The organism is Streptomyces stelliscabiei (assembly GCF_014873495.1).
GTDB classification, from domain to species: domain Bacteria; phylum Actinomycetota; class Actinomycetes; order Streptomycetales; family Streptomycetaceae; genus Streptomyces; species Streptomyces bottropensis.
This window is the reverse complement of sequence record NZ_JADBGF010000001.1, coordinates 2864292-2882968: the sequence shown is the minus strand read 5'-3', so window position 1 is coordinate 2882968 and position 18677 is coordinate 2864292. Positions and strand designations below refer to the sequence as shown.

18 protein-coding genes and 1 riboswitch are annotated in these 18677 nt (G+C 72.9%); of the genes, 9 read left to right on the top strand and 9 right to left on the bottom strand.

Annotated features, from left to right (window positions below; translation table 11 throughout):
* Positions 1–9 precede the first annotated feature (9 nt).
* The 5 genes from H4687_RS12645 to thiO form a co-directional block, all read right to left on the bottom strand.
* Positions 10–948 carry a deoxyribonuclease IV gene (locus H4687_RS12645; protein ID WP_050399097.1) on the bottom strand — a complete coding sequence of 313 codons (939 nt, stop codon included), beginning with the start codon at positions 946–948 and terminating at the stop codon, positions 10–12.
* A gap of 195 nt (positions 949–1143) precedes the next feature.
* Entirely contained in the window at positions 1144–3060 is a 1917-nt protein-coding gene (gene pknB, locus H4687_RS12640; protein ID WP_050399095.1) for a Stk1 family PASTA domain-containing Ser/Thr kinase, read from the bottom strand.
* A 162-nt stretch (positions 3061–3222) separates the two neighbouring features.
* Positions 3223–4017 carry a thiazole synthase gene (locus H4687_RS12635; protein ID WP_050399093.1) on the bottom strand — a complete coding sequence of 265 codons (795 nt, stop codon included), beginning with the start codon at positions 4015–4017 and terminating at the stop codon, positions 3223–3225.
* Between the two features lie 4 nt (positions 4018–4021).
* A complete protein-coding gene (gene thiS, locus H4687_RS12630) occupies positions 4022–4240 on the bottom strand; it encodes a sulfur carrier protein ThiS (protein WP_005478261.1) in 219 nt (72 codons plus the stop codon).
* Entirely contained in the window at positions 4237–5412 is a 1176-nt protein-coding gene (gene thiO / locus H4687_RS12625) for a glycine oxidase ThiO (protein ID WP_046913844.1), read from the bottom strand. The genes thiS and thiO overlap by 4 nt, the downstream gene beginning before the upstream one ends.
* A riboswitch (TPP riboswitch) is annotated at positions 5410–5521 on the bottom strand. (Overlaps the previous gene by 3 nt.)
* 52 nt (positions 5522–5573) lie before the next feature.
* Here thiO and H4687_RS12620 point away from each other — a divergent pair.
* The 6 genes from H4687_RS12620 (at position 5574) to H4687_RS12595 (ending at position 10468) form a co-directional block, all read left to right on the top strand.
* Entirely contained in the window at positions 5574–5981 is a 408-nt protein-coding gene (locus H4687_RS12620; protein WP_046913843.1) for a hypothetical protein, read from the top strand.
* Complete coding sequence (locus H4687_RS12615) at positions 5978–7207, top strand: NAD(P)/FAD-dependent oxidoreductase (protein ID WP_078907417.1); 1230 nt, start codon at positions 5978–5980, stop codon at positions 7205–7207. The genes H4687_RS12620 and H4687_RS12615 overlap by 4 nt, the downstream gene beginning before the upstream one ends.
* Positions 7208–7271: 64 nt before the next feature.
* Complete coding sequence (locus H4687_RS12610) at positions 7272–7637, top strand: Rv2175c family DNA-binding protein (protein WP_005478255.1); 366 nt, start codon at positions 7272–7274, stop codon at positions 7635–7637.
* Between the two features lie 136 nt (positions 7638–7773).
* Positions 7774–8418 carry a thiamine phosphate synthase gene (gene thiE / locus H4687_RS12605; protein ID WP_046913841.1) on the top strand — a complete coding sequence of 215 codons (645 nt, stop codon included), beginning with the start codon at positions 7774–7776 and terminating at the stop codon, positions 8416–8418.
* Between the two features lie 110 nt (positions 8419–8528).
* On the top strand, positions 8529–9452 hold the full coding sequence (gene metF / locus H4687_RS12600) for a methylenetetrahydrofolate reductase [NAD(P)H] (protein ID WP_046913840.1): 924 nt from the start codon (positions 8529–8531) through the stop codon (positions 9450–9452).
* Between the two features lie 56 nt (positions 9453–9508).
* Positions 9509–10468: an SCO2102 family sporulation regulator gene (locus H4687_RS12595; RefSeq protein WP_046913839.1), complete on the top strand. Its 960-nt coding sequence runs from the start codon at positions 9509–9511 to the stop codon at positions 10466–10468.
* 54 nt (positions 10469–10522) lie between these two features.
* Here the strand turns inward: H4687_RS12595 and H4687_RS12590 are convergent, their stop codons facing one another.
* From H4687_RS12590 to H4687_RS12575, 4 genes are all read right to left on the bottom strand, one after another.
* Entirely contained in the window at positions 10523–12019 is a 1497-nt protein-coding gene (locus H4687_RS12590) for a phytoene desaturase family protein (RefSeq protein ID WP_046913838.1), read from the bottom strand.
* Positions 12020–12431: 412 nt separating this feature from the next.
* A complete protein-coding gene (locus tag H4687_RS12585; protein WP_046913845.1) occupies positions 12432–13064 on the bottom strand; it encodes a TetR/AcrR family transcriptional regulator in 633 nt (210 codons plus the stop codon).
* A 35-nt stretch (positions 13065–13099) separates the two neighbouring features.
* Positions 13100–15184, bottom strand: coding sequence for a YhgE/Pip domain-containing protein (locus H4687_RS12580; protein WP_046913837.1), 2085 nt, complete (start codon positions 15182–15184; stop codon positions 13100–13102).
* Positions 15156–16034 (bottom strand): ATP-binding cassette domain-containing protein, encoded by an 879-nt coding sequence (locus H4687_RS12575; RefSeq protein WP_046913836.1) that lies wholly within the window; start codon positions 16032–16034, stop codon positions 15156–15158. Before H4687_RS12575 ends, H4687_RS12580 begins: the two co-directional genes overlap by 29 nt.
* A gap of 175 nt (positions 16035–16209) precedes the next feature.
* Between H4687_RS12575 and H4687_RS12570 the strand changes: the two genes are divergently transcribed.
* The 3 genes from H4687_RS12570 (at position 16210) to H4687_RS12560 (ending at position 18341) form a co-directional block, all read left to right on the top strand.
* Positions 16210–16749, top strand: coding sequence for an SAV_6107 family HEPN domain-containing protein (locus tag H4687_RS12570; protein WP_046913835.1), 540 nt, complete (start codon positions 16210–16212; stop codon positions 16747–16749).
* Positions 16750–16881: 132 nt separating this feature from the next.
* On the top strand, positions 16882–17652 hold the full coding sequence (locus H4687_RS12565; protein ID WP_046913834.1) for a methyltransferase: 771 nt from the start codon (positions 16882–16884) through the stop codon (positions 17650–17652).
* A 287-nt stretch (positions 17653–17939) separates the two neighbouring features.
* Positions 17940–18341, top strand: a complete 402-nt coding sequence (locus tag H4687_RS12560) for a DUF3040 domain-containing protein (protein WP_046913833.1) — start codon at positions 17940–17942, stop codon at positions 18339–18341.
* Positions 18342–18677: the final 336 nt, after the last annotated feature.

The following is an 18677-nucleotide window of genomic DNA, read 5'->3' as shown; positions in this document are numbered from 1 at the left end:
CCGGGTGCGTCAGCCGTCCCGGAGTTTCTTCAGGCGCTCCACGTCCGCCGCGTGCCCTTCCTTGCCTCCGGGGGTCTCGATGATCAGGGGGACGCCCTCGGTGGCGGGGTGGGTCATCAGCGCGCGGAACGGGTCCTCGCCGATGTGACCGGAGCCGATGTTCTCGTGGCGGTCCTTGTGGGCACCGACCACGTCCTTGGAGTCGTTGGCGTGGATCAGCCTCAGCCGGCCCTCGCCGACGGTCTCCACCAGCAGGTCGAGGGTCCGGTGCATGCCGTCCGGCCCGGTCAGGTCGTGCCCCGCGGCGAAGATGTGGCAGGTGTCCAGACAGACGCCCAGCTTCGGATGGGCGTCCAGCGCCTCGAAGTACGGCCCGAAGTCCCAGGTGCGCGAGCACAGCGAGGATCCCTGGCCCGCCGTCGACTCCAGGAGTAGATACGGGTCGTCGTCGTGGGTCAACTCGTCCAGCAGCGGCAGCAGGTACTCACGCACCTGCTTCAGCGCCACCGACCGGTCCCGGCCGCCCGTCGCGCTCCCGGTGTGCACGACGACCCCCAGCGCGCCGATCTCCCGGCCCCGGCGCAGCGAGTGCCGCATCGACTCCACGGACCTCTCCGCCGTCGCCTCGGTGTGCGACCCGAAGTTGATCAGGTACGGCGCGTGCACGTACGCGGGGATCGACTCCTCGGCGCAGGCCGCCCGGAACTCCTCGTCCTGCCGGGGGTTCCCGGTCGGAGTCGCCCAGCCGCGCGGATTGGCCACGAAGACCTGGACCGTCTCGGCCCGTAGATCACGTGCGTACGTCAGCCCGACGGAGTTCAGGCCACCGGCGACCGGGACATGCCCGCCGACGGGGTTCCGGGACGGGCCGGCGGGGGTGGAGGAGCCGGAGAGGCCGGCCGACGGGCGGGGAGGGCCGGGGAGGCTGGGGGACTGCTGGGTGCTCACGGCACCCAGGGTGTCATGCGGCCGATGACACCCGGCCGGTGGCTTCGAGGACCGCCGACCCGGGCCCCCTGTCTCCTGCGGCTCCCGCCGTCGACTCGGTCCACCCGTGCCGACGGCCGCGCTGGTGGCGACTCCCGGTCGTCGACGTCCGCTCGCCGGTACCGGTCCTGCGGGGCGGCTCCGGCGGCCGCCCCGTCAGCCGATCTCGATCGTGATCTTCGAGCCCTTGGGCGCCGTGTCGCCGCCGTCGACCGACTGGCCCTTCACCTCGTCGGCGAAGAAGCCGAGGATGCCCCGGTCCTCCTCGACCTCGAAGCCGGCGGCCTCCAGCCGACGCGTGGCCTCGTCGACGCTCTCGCCCACGACGTCGGGGACCTCGACCATCACGGGGCCCTTGGAGAGCGTCAGGGTGACGGTGTCGCCCGTGCCGACCTGCTTGCCCACGCCCGGCGACACCTCGGCCACCAGGCCCTTGTCGTACTCGGAGTTGACCTGCTTCGAGGCGATCTTCACCTTGAGGCCGGCCTCCTCCAGCTGGGCGGTGGCGTCCTCGACCGAGGCACCGGCCAGCTCGGGCACCTCCACCGGGGCGCCCCGGCTGACCACGATCCGGACGGCCGCGCCCGCGGACACCTTGGTACCGGAGCCCGGCTGCGTGCGGATCACCTGGCCCCGGACGACCTCGTCGCTGAACTCCCGGTTCACCAGGCCCGGTTCGAGACCGTCGTCCTTCAGTCGGTCCTTCGCGAGGTCCAGCCGGAGGCCCTTCATGTCGGGCACCTTCACGGTCTCCGGGCCCTTGGAGACCGTCACCGTCACGGAGTCGTTGTCCCGGATCCGCTCACCGGGGGCCGGGTCGGTGCTGATCACCTTGCCGCGCTCGACCGTGTCGCTGTACGCCTCCTTCACGTCGACGTCCAGCCCCGCGCCCTCCAGCCGCTTCGTCGCGGCCGCCTCGCTCTGCTCCAACACAGCCGGGACCTGGGTGAACTGGCCCGAGTTGATGTACCAGATGCCCCCGCCCACGCCGAGGACGAGCAGCACCGCCACGACGACCGCCAGCAGCCCACGCCGGGAACCGGGGGCGGTCCGTGTGCGCCGGGAGGGCGGCGGGGGCGACTGGAAGCGGCTCGTGCGGTCGACCGGGCCGGGGTCCAGCCCCACGGACCGTGACACGGCCAGCGAGCGCGGAATCACGCTCGTCCGGTCCTCCGCGTTGTCATGACCGCCGGCTATCGCCTGCGGCGGCACCGCGTCCAGCTGCTCCTCGCTCAGCCCGGCCCGTGCCTCCAACGTCTGCGCGAGCAGCGCGACGGCGTCGTAGGGCCGCAGCTCCGGATTGCGCGCGGTCGCGGAGGCGACCAGCGCGTCCAGCTCGTACGGCAGCCCCGGCACGGCGGCCGACGGCGGCGGCACGTCGTCGTGCAGCGCGTGGTACAGCACCTGAGCGGGGGAGTCCCCGGCGTGCGGCTTGCCGCCGGTGAGCATCTCGTAGAGCGTCACACCGCACGCGTAGACGTCGACGCGGGCGTCGGTCGCGCCGTGCTCCAGCTGCTCGGGGGCGAGATAGGAGACGGTGCCGAGGACGCTGCCGGTGGTGCTGGTGACGGTGTCCACGGCCCGTACGAGCCCGAAGTCGGCGACCTTGACCCGGCCGTCGTCCCCTATCAGCACGTTCTCCGGCTTCATGTCCCGGTGCACGAACCCGGCGCGGTGCGCGGCGCCGAGCGCGGCGAGGACCGGCTCCAGGATGTCCAGCGCCGCCCGGGGCTGCAGCGCCCCGCGGTCGCGCAGCACGTCACGCAGGGTGCAGCCGGCCACGTACTCCATCGCGAGATAGACGTACGAGCCGTCCGTGCCCTGGTCGTAGACCCCCACCACGTTCGGGTGGGACAGCCGTGCCACCGACTTGGCCTCGCGGATGAAACGCTCGACGAACGTCCGGTCCGCGGCCAGCGTCGGATGCATCACCTTGAGCGCGAGCACGCGGTCGAGGCGGGTGTCCACGGTCCGGTAGACCGTGGCCATCCCGCCGACCGCGATCCGCGCCTCGACTCGATACCGGCCGTCGAGCACCTGGCCGACAAGCGGGTCCTGAAGGGTCGTGTCCACGCAGGTGAGTGTACGAGCCGCCGCCGACGGGCCCAGGGGCGGCGGGACTCCGGGGCCGTACTGCAGCAGAGCTGTGACCCGGGTCGGAGGGCTGTGACAGGCGGCCGCGCGACAGAACTCGTTCGACTGTTCGAGTGAGGGCCTGGTGGCGTGAGATCCGACTCAGAAGGCGGGACGCTCCGGATCCAGCCGCGCCAGCCCCTCGACCGGTGACGACGCCTCCGCGAAGTGCCGGCGCGGGATACGGCCCGCCCGGTACGCCAGCCGGCCCGCCTCCACCGCGTGCCGCATGCCCTCGGCCATCAGGACCGGCTCCTGGGCCCGGGTCACGGCGGAGGCGAGCATCACCCCGGCGCACCCCAGCTCCATCGCGAGGGCGACGTCCGAGGCGGTCCCCGCGCCCGCGTCGAGGATCACCGGCACGCGCGCGTGCTCCACGATCAGCTGGAAGTTGTGCGGGTTGCGGATGCCGAGCCCCGACCCGATGGGCGAGCCCAGCGGCATGATCGCGGCACAGCCCACATCCTCCAGTTTCCGCGCGAGCACGGGATCGTCGTTCGTGTACGGCAGCACGGTGAACCCGTCGTCCACGAGCGTCTCGGCGGCGTCGAGCAGTTCGATGGGATCGGGCAGCAGGGTGCGCTCGTCGGCGATGACCTCCAGCTTGACCAGCGACGTACCGAGCGCCTCGCGCGCGAGGCGGGCCGTCAGCACGGCCTCGCCCGCCGTGAAGCAGCCGGCCGTGTTGGGCAGCACCCGGATGCCGAGCCGGTCGAGCACGGACAGCACCGAGCCGTGCACGGACGCGTTCACGCGGCGCATCGCCACCGTCGTCAGCTCCGTGCCGGAGGCCACCAGCGCCCGCTCCAGCACGTCCAGGCCGGCCGCCCCGCCGGTGCCCATGATCAGACGGGACGAGTAGGTCGTACCGCCGAGGAGGAAGGGGTCGTCTGCCATGGGATCAGCCTCCTTGGACGGCGGTGAGGACCTCGACGCGGTCCCCCTCGGCGAGTGCGGTGGTCGTCCATCGCGCGCGCGGGACGACGGTTTCGTTGAGCGCGGCGGCGACACCGGAGGGCGACGCGGTGAGCGTCCGCACCAGCGCGTCGAGCGCCGTGCCGGGAGCGATCCGCCGGCGCTCCCCGTTGACGAGGACGGTCAGCGTCCCGGTGGTGTTCATACGGGCTGCTCCAGGAGTTCGCGGGCCGCGCCGGCGCGGAACCGCAGCGGGGTGAAGTCGCGTGCCTGTGCCGGCAGTTCACCGGTGGTCAGCACATGGGCCAGGACGTCACCGGTGACCGGGGTGAGGAGCACCCCGTTGCGGTGGTGCCCGGTCGCGAGGAGCAGACCGTCGAGCCCGGTGGGGCCGAGGAGCGGCGCGTTGTCCGGGGAGGCGGGGCGCAGGCCCGCGCGGGTCTCGGTGAGCGGGAGTTCGGTGATCCCGGGGACGAGTTCATGGGCGTCCCGCAGCAGTTCGTACACCCCGCCCGCGGTCACCGTGGTGTCCCACCCCTGTTCCTCGCTGGTCGCGCCGACGACGAGTTCGCCGTTCTCGCGCGGCACCAGGTAGACATGGCTGCCCCGCACCACGGCCCGTACCGTACGGCTCAGGAAGGGCGCGAACTGCTTCGGCACCGTCAGCCGCAGCACCTGCCCCTTCACCGGCCGTACCGGCGGCACCACGTCCCGCGGGATCCCGGCGAGCCGCCCGCTGAGGCTGCCCGCGGCGAGGACGACCCGCTCCGCGGCCAGCCGGTCACCGTCGCCGGTCCGGACCCCGGTGGCCCGCTCCCGGACCACCGACAGCTCCTCGGCCCTGGCCCGATGGAACACGACCCCCGCGCGTTCGCAGGCCGCGACGAGGGCCCTGGAGAGCCGCCGCGGGTCGATCTGGTGGTCCCCGTCGGCCCGCAGTCCGCCGCGCACCCCCGGCGCGAGCATCGGCTCCAGGCGGCGGCAGTCGCGGCCGCTCAGCCACTCCGAGTCCAGGCCCGACCGGCGCTGCAGGGCGTGCAGTTCACGCAGATGGGCGCGGTCGTCGGCGTCCAGCGCGACGGCGAGCGTGCCGCAGCGGCGGTAGCCGAGGTCGAGGCCGGTCGCCTCCGTCAGCTCGGCCACGAAGTCCGGATAGCGGCGCGCGGACTCCACGTTGAGCCCCAACAGCGTCTGCTCGCCGTAGTGCAGTTCGGTGACGGCGGCGAGCATCCCGGCCGCCACCTGCGCGGCCCCGCCGCCGGGCGCGGGATCGGCCACGGCCGTGGTGAACCCGCGCAGCGCGGCCCGCCACGCCGTCACGAGCCCGATGATTCCGCCCCCCACGACGAGGACGTCTGACGTGTGCGTACGCGACATGGGCGTCCAGCCCCTCCCTTCGCCGGCATGACCCGGATCAGGTTCGTACGGTCGGAGGCCGCCAGCCTCCCTCTCAGCCCGGTGCGTCCGGGCTCCCGCGAGTGCTCTACGGTGGCCCACCCTAGCCCTCGCCGTTCGTCCCAGAAAGGGAGCCTCCGCCCATGGCCCGCTCGCTCGACGGTCTCGTCCTCGCCCCGGTCGCCGACCAGGCCCCCGGTCAGGTGGGCACCCGCACCCGGTTCGTCTACCACGAGCGGGACGGCGAGATCTGGGCCGAGTACGCGGGCGGTGACGTCGTGCGGGGCCATCTCGTGGGCACGCGCGCGGGGGACCGGCTGGACTTCCGGTACGTGCAGCTGAAGACCGACGGGACCACCGCCTGCGGGCACTGCGTCTCCCTGGTGAGCGAACTCACCGACGGACGCGTCCGGTTGGAGGAGACCTGGGAGTGGGAGTCGCGGCCGGGCAGCGGGACGAGCGTGGTGGAGGAGGTCGGCGAGCGCGCGGACCCGCTGCCGGGGAGCGGCCGCCGCCCGACCGAATGCCGGTTGTCTATGGTGACCGGGTGAGCGAGCAGACGCAGCACAGGAGCGGAACGCCGGCGCGGCGCGTGGTCGTCGTGGGCGCGGGGATGGCGGGCGTGCAGACCGCGGTCGCGCTGCGCGAACAGGGCTTCACCGGCGACGTGACACTGATCGGCGCCGAGCCGCATCAGCCCTACGACCGCCCGCCGTTGTCCAAGGCCGTGCTGCTCGGCAAGGCCGAGGGCTCCGCCTTCGACGTCGACTTCGAGGCGCTCGGCATCGAACTCCGGCTGGGCCGCGAGGTGTCCGGCCTGCGCCCCGCCGACCACGCGCTCGACACGGCCGCCGGGCCCGTCCCGTACGACGTGCTCGTCCTCGCGACCGGCGCGGAACCGATCATGCTGCCGGGCGCCGAGGGCGTGCCCGGGGTGCATCTGCTGCGGACCCTGGACGACGCCGAGCGGCTGCGGCCCGTACTGGCCCGCCGGCACGACATCGTGGTCGTCGGCGCGGGCTGGATCGGCGCCGAGTTCGCCACGGCCGCGCGCGAGGCGGGCTGCGCGGTGACGGTCGTCGAGGCCGCCGACCGCCCGCTCGCGGGCGCGCTCCCGGCGGAGGTGGCCGCGCCGATGACCGCCTGGTACGCCGACAGCGGCACCACCCTGCGCACCCACGCGCGCGTGGAGCGCGTCGAGCCCGGGACGGTGGTCCTGGACGACGGGACCCGGGTGCCGGCCGACGCGGTCGTCGTGGGGATCGGCGCCCGTCCGGCCACGGCCTGGCTGGCGGGCTCGGGCGTCGAGCTGGGCGCGCACGGCGAGGTGGTGGCCGACGACCACCTGCGCGCCTCCGCGCCCGACGTCTACGCGGTCGGCGACTGCGCCTCCTTCCCCTCGGGCCGGTACGGCAGGCGCCTCCTCGTCCACCACTGGGACAACGCCCTCCAGGGCCCCCGCACGGTCGCCGCGAACATCGTCGGCGAGACCCCCGAGCCCTACGACCCGGTCCCCTACTTCTGGTCCGAGCAGTTCGGGCGCTTCGTCCAGTACGCCGGTCACCACGCGTCGGCCGACACCATGGTCCGGCGCGGCGACCCCACCGGCGCCGCCTGGTCGGTCTGCTGGCTCCGCGAGACCCGGCTGGTCGCCCTTCTGGCCGTGGGCCGTCCCCGGGACCTGGCCCAGGGCCGCCGCCTGATCGAGGCGGGCACGCCGATGGACCCGGAGCTGCTGCGGGACCCGGCCCGGCCCCTGAAGGCGGCGACGGCCTAGAGACCACCCCCGTCGGAGGAGGCCCGGCTACCCACTGTCAGTCCCAGATGGCAGTCTTGGAGACGTGACCGAGATTGACGCAAAGATCGATGCTCTCGTCCCCGCGTGGCTGACCCTGCCCGACATCGCAGAGATGCTGGACGTCGAGGTGACCCGCGTGCGGCAGCTGGTGAAGGAAGGCCAGCTCATCGCCGTACGCCGGGGTGAGAACCGCGCGCTGCACGTCCCCGCCGCCTTCATCGACGAGGACAAGGTGGTCAAGGGCCTGACCGGCACCCTGACCCTGCTGAGGGACGACGGCTTCAGCGACGAAGAGATGCTGGAGTGGCTGTTCACTCCGGACCCGAGCCTGCCCGGCACGCCGGCCCAGGCCCTGAGCGAGAATCGCGGCACGGAGGTGAAGCGCCGCGCCCAGGCGCTCGCCGTCTGACCCGGACGCCCGCCACACCCGCAGCACCGAGACAGCACCGACGCAGCCGCCCGGACGGCGTACGGGAGCCGTGGCCCATGAGGGCGGGGCTCCCGTACGCCGCACCGACGGCCCACCGCCGACGGGGGACCCACCCATGCCCGACGCCGCAGCCCGGCTCGCCGACGCCCGGCTCTACCTCTGCACGGACGCCCGCAGGCGCCAGGGCGACCTGCCGGAGTTCCTGGACGCGGTCCTGGGCGGCGGCGTGGACATCGTGCAGCTGCGCGACAAGGGCATGGAGGCCGCCGAGGAGCTGGAGCACCTCCAGGTCCTCGCCGACGCGTGCCGGCGGCACGGCAGACTGCTGGCCGTCAACGACCGCGCGGACGTCGCGCACGCCATCGGCGCGGACGTGCTGCACCTCGGCCAGGGCGACCTTCCGGTCCCCGCCGCCCGCGCCATCCTCGGTGAGCGCGTCCTCGTCGGCCGTTCCACGCACGCCGAGGAGGAGGCGGCCGCCGCGGCCGTCCAGGAAGGCGTGGACTACTTCTGCACGGGCCCCTGCTGGCCCACCCCGACCAAACCCGGCCGCCACGCCCCCGGCCTGGACCTCGTGCGGTACACCGCCGCCCTCGGCACCGACCGCCCCTGGTTCGCCATCGGCGGCATCGACCTCACCAACCTCGACGAGGTCGTCGAGGCCGGCGCCCGCCGGGCCGTCGTCGTCCGGGCGATCACGGAGGCCGACGACCCCGGAGCCGCCGCGGCGGAGTTCGCCGAGCGCCTGCGCGCCCTCTGACCGGCCCCGCCCCGCCCACGGCTGTCCAAGGCGTGGACACCAGGTCGGCAAAACGGACAAAAATCCCAGCTCTGGTTGGGGTACGGCCGTGACCTGACTAACCTGCCGGTATGGCCCTAGGAACCGCTTCGACCAGGACTGATCACGCACGCACCGTGCGCGACATGCTCGCCACGGGCAGGACCACGTACTCCTTCGAGTTCTGGGCGCCCAAGACGGAGAAGGGCGAGCGGAACCTGTGGAACGCCCTGCGCAGGATCGAGGCGGTCGCCCCCAGCTTCGTCTCCGTGACGTACGGCGCCGGCGGCTCCACCAGGGCCGGCACGGTGAAGGCCACCGAGCAGATCGCCGCCGACACCACCCTCACCCCGGTCGCCCACCTCACCGCGGTCAGCCACTCCATCGCCGAGCTGCGCAACATCATCGGCCAGTACGCGGACGCCGGGATCCGCAACATGCTCGCGGTCCGAGGCGATCCGCCCGGCGACCCCATGGGCGAGTGGATCGCGCACCCGCAGGGCCTGACGTACGCCGCCGAACTCGTCCGACTGATCAAGGAGTCGGGCGACTTCTGTGTCGGCGTCGCGGCCTTCCCGGAGATGCACCCGCGCTCCCCGGACTGGGACAGCGACGTGGCGCGCTTCGTCGACAAGTGCCGCGCGGGCGCCGACTACGCGATCACGCAGATGTTCTTCCAGCCGGAGTCGTACCTGCGTCTGAGGGACGCGGTGGCCAAGGCCGGCTGCGAGACCCCCGTCATCCCGGAGGTCATGCCCGTCACCAGCGTGAAGATGCTGGAACGGTTGCCGCAACTCAGTAACGCGGCCATCCCGAACGCCCTGAAAGAGCGGATCGTCACAGCCAAAGACGATCCGGCCGCTGTACGCTCCATTGGCATCGAGTTCGCCACGGAGTTCTGCGCGAGGCTGTTGGACGAAGGAGTCCCCGGACTTCACTTCATCACCCTGAACAACTCCACCGCGACTCTGGAAATCTACGAGAACCTGGGTCCGCACCACCCATCACGGGCCTAGACCGGTCGCACTCGCGTACGACACACTGCGGAGCGGCCACAGGGAGAGGGGCGTACATGGGCTGGACGGTCCTCTACATCGCGTTCGGTGTCGTCGCGCTGTGGCTGCTGGGTGAGGTGCTGCTGCAGTACAAGGCGCGTCTGCGCTGGCGGCTGCTCGCCTTCGCCGGTTTCCTCTGTGTCGTCCTCGGTGTGCTCATCCCCAACGTGATCGTCATAGCGTTGGGCGCGATCGCGTTCGCCACCGGGCAGACCTACGTGACCCTCTCGTTCCGCCGCGGCTTCGAGGCCGGATGGGCCGTCCGCCCGCGCACCGGCGAGGACGAGAGCGAGGGGCAGGACGGCGTCAAGCCGCCCAGGTCCGGGTTCGCCAAGGCCGGCAAGAAGCGGCGGCGCGGCGAGCCGGCCCAGGACCCGGCCCTGGAGCCCATGGACCTGGACTCCACCGCTGCCGGAACGTACCGGCAGGGCGACGACCCGCTCGACGACCGCGACGACGACGTGTTCGTCCGCCCGCAGTCCGCCCCCGCCACCGTGTACTCGCCGGAGCCCATGCCGGACGACACGAACACCTACGGCGTCTACCGCGACGACAACGCCTACGCGGGTGCCGCCGACCAGCCCTACGCGAGCGCCGACCAGTCCGCGCAGGACGAGGCCTTCGCCTACTACGGCTACGACCAGCAGGGCTACGGCTACGACCCGAACCAGCAGCAGTACGCCGCCTACTCGGACCCGTACATCGGCACGCAGACGTACGACGCCACGGCCTCGTACGACCAGTCCTACGGGCAGCAGGGATACGCGCAACAGGGTTACGGCCAGGACCAGTACGGCAACGGCGGCTACGGCGAGACCCCGCCCGGCGGTGTCTGGGTGCCGCAGCAGCGCAACAACGACGACCCCTTCGGCTCCGACCTCCCGGCGGACGAGCAGTACCCGTACCAGGGCAACGGCAACGGGAATGGCAACGGCAACGGCCAGAACGGCTACGACGAGCAGCAGTACCGTTTCTGAAGGCTTCTCCGCAGTTTTCCGAAGGACGCCGGGGCCCCGCTGAGCCCCGGCGTCTCACTGTGAGCCGCGGAAACCGGGTCCCTCCACGATCAGTCCGGCCACCAGCGCCCCCGACATCCCGGCGTGCGGGAGGCCGCCGCCGGGGTGGGACCAGCCGCCGACGGTGAACAGGCCGGGTGTCGCGGTGGAGTTGGACGGGTGCAGCCGTCTTCCGCCGGCCGCCGCGAGCGCCGGGGCCGGGATCGCGCCCCCCGGCGCACCGGTCGTCCGCGCGATGTCGGCCGGGGTGCGGACCTCGTGCCACAGCAGGCGCTCCCGCAGATCGGGGACGGCACGCTCGGCCGCGGTGATCAGCCGCTGCGCGTACCCCTCGATCGCGTCCGGCTCCCGGGCGGGGACCGCGCACGTGACGGTGACCGCCTCGTGGCCGGGGCCCGGCACCAGCGCCGGATCGTCCGGGCGCAGCACGGTGACCGTGGGCCGCGCGACCGTCCCGGGGGAGGGGCCGAACAGGAGGTCCAGCCCGGCGTCGCGGTCCTGCGCGTGCACCACCGTCCGGTGCGCCGCGCCCTCGGGCCGACCGCCGCGCAGGGCCAGCAGCACGGTCAGCCGGCTCGTCGCCCCCCGCTGCGCCGGTACCTCGCCCTCGCTCCGTACGGCCGACCGCCGCACCCCTCGGTCCAGCATCTCGGGGGCGACCCCGGCGACCACGAAGTCGGCCTCGGCGATCGAGCCGTCCGCCCGTTCCACGCCGGCTGCCCGGCCGTCCTTCTCGACGATCCCGGTGACCTCGGTGCCGAAGACGAACTCGACCTTCCGTGCCAGGCACCGCTCGTACACCGCCCGCGCCAACTCCCGCAGTCCGCCCCGGACGTACCAGGTCCCGAAGGCGTGCTCCATGTACGGCAGGACGGCCGCGCTCGCCGGGACGGTCCGGGGATCCAGGCCGTACGCGAGGGCGTGGCTCTCCAGCAGGGCCGTCAGCCGGGGGTCGCGCAGCTCCCACGCGCCGACCTCCGCGAGGGTGGTGGCGCGGCGGGTGCGCAGGAGCCGCCTGTGGGGCACCGAGGGGTACGGCTCGCGCTCGGCGAGGACCGTCCAGTCGGGCCACAGCGGCTCCTCCAGGAGGGGTCGCCGGGTGCGGTCCCACGCCTCGCGGGCCCGCACCAGGAAGTCGCCCCACCGGTCGCCGGCGCCCGGGCCGAGCGCGGCGTTCAGGGCGGCGACCACGCCCGCGCGTGAGGCGTTGGGAAGCGGCAGGTCGGTGCCGTCGGCGAAGACGTGCCGGGCCGCCGGGTCCACCTGGACCAGGTCGACGCACTTCTCCAGCGGCTCCTTGCCGGTCTTGACGAACAGGTCGCGGTAGACGGCGGGCAGCGTCAGCAGCCCGGGGCCCGTGTCGAACACGAAGCCGTCGCGCTCGAAGCGGCCCACGGCCCCGCCGTAGGTCTCCGTGGACTCGTGCACCACCACGTGGTGGCCCGCGACGGCCAGCCGGGCGGCGGCCGCCATGGCGCCGAGGCCGGCGCCGATCACCGCGATTCTTGCCATGTCGGCGACCTTATCGGGCGCCGCTCCCCGGACTTTCGCGGGAGCGGCCGGGCCCTTCGGCGAGTACGAACGCGGGCGTGATCGTCACCAGTCGGCAACAGCCGGGGCCGAGTCTGAGTACACAGGGCTGAGTACACGTACTCAGCGGGTGAGATGAGTACGCGCGCGGATGGGCTCCGACCTGCGCGAAGGAGAAGGTGGAGGCACGGGAAAGAGCGCGGCCGCGGTACCGCCGACACGGGGCGGCGGAACGGCATCCGCGCTCCGACCGCTCCTTCCGTCGACGAGAGCCGGCGGGAGCGAGGCACGGGGGAGTACGGGGAGCACGGGGGATCGGGAAAGCGCCGGTTCGAGGTGGCACGCGGGGGACGCTGCCAGTTCGGGCCGGCGCTTCTCGTCCGTCCCGACCCGGTCAGCGGTGTCCGCTCACCCGGCCCTGGAGCAGCCGGGACAGCGCCGCGTGGACATCGTCCAGGGAGCGGTCCGGCTGGAACGCCTTCCAGTCCAGCGCGGCCACCAGGACCATGCCGACCAGGGCGGACGCCGTCAGGCCGACATCGATCTCGTCGCTCAGCTCGCCCCCCTCGACCCCCTCGCGCAGCACTCCCTCGACGACCGCGACGGCCTCCTGCCGGACGACCATCAGCGTGGACTGCCAGGCACGGTTGGTGCGCCACAGTTCGGCCACGTAGAGCTGGGTGAAGGACGGGTAGCGGTCGATGAAGAGGAGGCCGGCCCGGATCATCGCGTCCAGCGAGTCGACCCTGCTGCGGCCCTCCCGCGCGGTCCGCTCGGCGGCCTCGCTCAGGGAGGCGGTGAGGAGTCCCACGCCGTGCCGCAGCAGCTCCTCGAAGAGGACCGACTTGCTCGCGAAGTTGTAGTAGACCGTGCCCTTGGCGACACCGGCGCGCTCGGCGATCTCGTCCACCGTGGTCGCGGAGAACCCCTGCTCCGCGATGAGGGTGACGGCCGCTTCGTAGAGTTTCTGCCGGGTCGCCTCGCGGCGGCCCCCGCCTGCGCCGCCGGGGGCGTTGGTGCTTTCCATGGCCCTGATTGTCACAGGAACCGTGCCGTGCGCGGTCACAGGCTCAACTCCGGGTGCAGTCGGTCCAGGGTCCACACCTGCTTGCGGCGGGCGGACAGGGCGGTCAGCGCGAGGGCGCCGGCGGTGAAGGCCACCAGCACCGCGCACGCCTGCCACACCGGGCCGAGGCCGCCACCGGTGATGAGCCTGCGGAGCGCGTCGACGACATGGCTCATCGGCAGGAAGGGGTGGACCGCGTTGAAGAAGCCGGGGCTGGTCTGCACGGGGTAGGTGCCGCCCGCGGACGTCAACTGCAGCATCAGGAAGGCGAGGACGAGGATCCGGCCCGCCGCCCCGAAGCGCGCGTTGAGCCACTGCACGATCGCCGCGAAGCACGCCGTCACCAGGAACAGGAAGCCCACCGTTCCGGCCGCCCGCGCCATCTCCAGGCCGACCGCCCAGTGCAGCACCGCCATCAGCGCGACCGTCTGCAGCACGCCCAGGGCGGCGACCGGAAGCCAGCCCGCCAGCGCGATGCGCCAGGCCGAGGCACCCGCGGCGAGGGCACGCCGGTTGAGCGGCTGGATCAGCATGTACGCCACCATGGCGCCCACCCACAGGGACAGCGGGATGAAGTAAGGGGCGAACCCGGTGCCGTAGTTGGGCGCCTTGTGCAGGTCCCTGGTGGCCAACCGCACCGGGTCGGCCATCACTTCGGTGCGCTTGTCGCGAGCCTGCTCGTCGTAGTCGGGGATCTGTTCGGCCCCGTCGTGCAGACCGCCCGCCAGCTTCCCCGAACCGTCGGCGAGCTTGTACATGCCGCCCTTGAGGTCGACCGCGCCCGTCTTCAGCGCGCCGACACCCGTGTCCAGGTCCTCCGCGCCGGTCTTGGCGGTGCCGAGACCGGTGTGCAGGGTCTTGGCCCCCTTGGCGACCTTCGTGGCGCCCTTGTCGAGGGCGTTCACCTTGGCGACGGCGTCGTCGAGGTCGGTGGAGAGGGTGGGCGCGGCCTTCGCGAGGGCGCGGGCCTGCTTCTCCAGGGTCTCCAGGTCCTTGTCGAAGGCCTTCAGGTCACCGTCGTAGTTCTTCACCACGGTGTTCACGTCCTCGGCGAGCACGGCGGCCTTCTCCGCGGCGTCCTTGGCCTTCTTCAGGTCCGCGCAGGCCGCGTCGGGCAGGACCGGCTCCTCGCAGCGTCGCCGGTACACGTCGTCGAGGGTGTCGGAGGCGGTCCGGGTGCCGGTCTCGGCGGCCGGTGCCGTCGTCACGAACGCGTCGAGGTGGTCCCGGATCGTGGCCGCCGAGTCGGCGACCAGGGTGGCGGTGTCGGCGATCGTGTCGCCGTCCTTCGCGAGGAAGGGCCGCACCTGGTCCGCCGCGGCGCCCACCTTGTCGGCGAGCTTCCCGGTGCCGTCCGCCACCTGCTGGGCGCCGTCCTCCAGATCGCCCGCGCCCTTGTCCAGGTCGTCGAGACCGCCGGACAGCTTCGCGCTGCCCTCCTTGGCCGTCCGCAGGCCGTCCGCGAGGTCCTTGGAGCCCTTCTCCGCCTTGTCGATGCCGCCCTTGAGGTCGTCGGCGCCGTCGGCCGCCTTCTCGGTCTGCCCGTGGAGGTCCGAGAACGAGATGAAGATCCGGTCCAGGAACGACCGCGACGCCTTCGTCGACGCCGCCGTCCGCACCTCCGAGAACACGGTCCGCGAGATCTGCCCGACGATGTAGTTGTTCGCGTCGTTCGTCCGCACCTGGAGGGCGCCCGTCTCCGGCACGTCCCCGGAACTCGACGCGATCCGCTCGCTGAAGTCCTTCGGCATGGTCAGCGACAGGTAGTACGTGCCGTCCTCGACACCGGCGCGGGCCTCGGCGGCGCTCACCCGGTGCCACTCGAAGGTGTCGCTCTCGCGCAGCCCCTCGGCGATGTCGTCACCCGCCGTCAGCCGCTGCTTGCCGACCGGCGCCCCCTTGTCGTCGTTCACCAGGGCCACGGGGATGCGGTCGAGCCGCCCGTACGGGTCCCAGAAGGACCACAGGTACAGGGCGCCGTACAGCAGCGGCAGCAGCAGGAGCGAGACGAGCGCGGCGCGCGGCAGCTTCCCCCGGCCGAAGCGCCTCAGCTCAAGAGCGGCGAGTTTCGGCGAGCGCATCGGCGTTCTCCTTGTCGGTGGCGTCGGTGGCGCTGTGGTCGGCGTCGTCGGTGATGTCGGCGTGGTCGACGGGTTCGGTGCCGTCGCTGTCGTCGCCCGTGTCCGCACGCGCGCGTGCTTCCTTCTCCGGCGCCGTGGACACCACGACCGCCCCCTCCGGGGCCTCGCTGCCCACCGCCACCACCGTGACGCCGGACTCGGTCAGAGACCTCAACAGGGTCCACATCTCGGCCCGTTCGGCGTCGGAGAGCTTCAGGTCGGTGTCGTCGACGCCGAGCAGCCGGGGCCGGCCGACGAGGGCGAGGGCGACGGACAGCCGCAGGGCCTCCATCCGGTCCAGGTCGCGTACCGCGGTCCGGGAGCCCTTGGGCAGGGCCTCGCGATCGAGCCCGGCGGCGGTCAGGGCGGCCTCGATCCGGCCCTTCGCCTCGTCGGCGCGCTCGGTGCGGGACCGCAGCAGCCCGCGCAGGGAGCCGTCGAACCGCCGCTGCAGCAGGGCCCGCTCGCGCAGGTGCTCTCCGACGGTCAGGGCCGGGTCCAGGTCGGTCACCCCGGGGACGTGGGCGAGGGCGCTGACGCGGCGCACGGCCGCCATCCGTTTCGGTAGCGGCAGGGAGCCGATCGTGGCGTGCCCCTCGCTCGGCTTCATGCGTCCGGTGAGCGCGAGCAGCAGACAGGTCCGGCCCGACCCGGACGGCCCCTCGACCGCGATCAGCGAACCGGCCTCGGCGTCGAACCCGACGCCCCGGAACGCCCACCCGCGCGGCCCCTTCAGCCCGAACCCCTCGGCTCCGACGGCGACGCCCCCGGCCGTTCCCTGCCGGGCGTCGGCCTCCCGCGGCTCTCCCATGCTCCCGAGCCCCTCTGCATTTCTTTGAACTGACTGGTCAGTGCAAAAACTACTCCGAACTTCTGATCGAAGCAAAAGAGCAGGTCAGAACGGATTGTCAGTGGCATACCGCACGATGGGCACATACGGCACCTCGTGTCAGAGCGTGTCGTCCGAAGACGACAGGAGGTTCGTCATGGCCAGCCACCACGCAGCAGCCGCCAACCGGCGCCGCGCCACCGGCCCTGCCCCCTCACTGACCGGCCCGGCGAGCGACGTGCACCCCGTGCTGCGCCGGGCGACGGCCCCGCCCGCCGCCCTCGACCTGCTCGCCCAGGCCCGCTCCGGACTCGACGAGGCGTCCGCCCACCAGGCGCCCAACGAGCGGTACGCCACCGCCCACCTGGCCGCCCTGCGCACCGCCGCCGCGGTCCTCGCCGCCCGGGGCCGCCCCGAACTCACCCCGAAGCGCCGCGCGAAGATCCGCAGCGCCTGGGAGGTGCTCCCCGAGATAGCGCCCGAACTCGCCGAGTGGAGCGCGCTGTTCGCCTCCGGCGCCGCCCGCCGGGCGCGTGCCGAGGCGGGCATCCAGGGCGCGGCGAACGCGCGGGACGCCGACGACCTCATACGCGACGTGGCGATGTTCCTGCGCTTGGTCGAACGGATGCTGGTGCTCCAGCCGGTGCTGCCCCAGCCCCGACGGGACGGCGAGCCGGGGGTCCCGGACGCGGGCTGACCGACCGCCCCGGCGCCGCCCATTAGGGTTGGGGCAGTCGCCACCCTCCGCCGCGGCCCCCGGGCCCGGTGGAGACGCAAGCCCATCGCTCCGCCGTACGTCAGGCGGTGCCGCGCCGAGGAGTCAACTGCCGTGTCGGACCCGATGCGCCCCCGCGCCTCCCTCCGTACCGCCGTGGTCTGGGAGGTCCTGCAAGACGCCCTCGACCGCCGGGTGAAGGCCACGGCACGCGAGTCGCTCGACGTCCTGGACACCGGGGGCGGCAGCGGCAACTTCGCGGTGCCCGTGGCCCGCCTCGGCCACCGGGTCACCGTCGTCGACCCCAGCCCGAACGCGCTGTTCGCGCTGGAGCGCCGAGCCGCCGAGGCAGGCGTCGCCGACCGTGTGCGCGGCGTCCAGGGCGACGCCCACGGCCTCTTCGACGTCGCCGAGCGCGGCGGGTACGACGCCGTCCTCTGCCACGGCGTCCTGGAGTACGTGGACGACCCTGCCGAGGGCATCGGCAACGCGGTCGCCGCGCTGCGCCCCGAGGGTGTGCTCAGCCTGCTCGCCGCCGGCCTCGGCGGCGCGGTCCTCGCGCGGGCCCTCGCCGGGCACTTCAAGGAGGCCCGGCAGGCGCTCGACGACCCGAACGGACGCTGGGGCGAGGGTGATCCGGTTCCCCATCGCTTCACCGCCGAGCAGCTCACCGCGCTCGTCGAGGGCGCGGGCCTGGAGGTCGCCGCCGTGCACGGCGTACGGGTCTTCGCCGACCTCGTCCCCGGGGTCCTCGTCGACACCGAGCCGGGCGCCCTGGACGCCCTGCTCAAGCTGGAGGCCGCGGTCGCCGAACAGCCCGCCTTCCACTCCGTGGCGACCCAACTTCATGTGCTGGGCGAGACGCGAGGGGCCGCCGGGTCCTGATCCGGCCCCCGGGACGAATGGGGTGACCCCCTGATCAGGGGCTCGGCGGCGGATGGAGTACGCCACAGGCCCCCCGATCGGGCGCTCGGAGCCGTATGATCGAGGGAGACCGTACCGGCATGACGGGCCGTCCGCTGGGGAATTCACACCTCAGCGAGTCGGGGTGCCATGGCGGGTCCCGGTTGGCGAATTGGCGTAGAGGGGCGGGTTTCAAGGGGGCGAATCCCTGCCTATCCTGAAGAGGACCCCCCGGGTCGCCCCGGCGACCGCACGATGAGGAGGACTCCGTGCCGCTCTCAGAGCACGAGCAGCGCATGCTCGAGCAGATGGAGCGAGCGCTGTACGCCGAAGATCCCAAGTTCGCGTCAGCGCTCGAGGGAAGCGGGCTGCGTACGTACACCCGGCGGCGGGTCTACCAGGCGGTCGCGGGCTTTCTGGTGGGTATCGCGCTCCTCATGGCCGGAATGGTCGCACAGCAGATCTGGGTCAGCGTGGTGGGGTTCCTCGTCATGCTGGGCTGCGCCGTGCTCGCCGTCACCGGTTGGCGCAAGGCCCCCAAGCCGGGTGAGCAGCCCGCCGGTGCCGCAGGCTCCGCAGGCGCGCGTCGGCAGGCCCGACAGCGCCGCTCCATGATGGACCGAATCGAACAGCGCTGGCAGCGTCGTCGTGACGAGCAGGGCGGCCACTGAGTCCGCCGGATCGCCGATCCGACAGTCACAGCTGAACTGAAAACGGACGAAGGGTGACCACCCGAGGGGCGGTCACCCTTCGTGTACGCCCAAAACCCGCAACCCAGCACCCGAAATCTGAAATCGAACAGCCGTACCTTCTCTGGTGGCGGCTGCTTCGGCGTGCCCGGAGCGGCAGCCGGGGTGATGCCAGCCGCCGCACAGCCCCAGCCACCGCCCAGCCCCAGCCCGCCGCCCCAGCCACGGACGGTCAGCCGTGCGCAGTACGGACGGACGCCTCGGACCCGCGCCCTCGGGCCCCCACACACGTCTGCCCCCTGGGCGAACCCGGGAGCC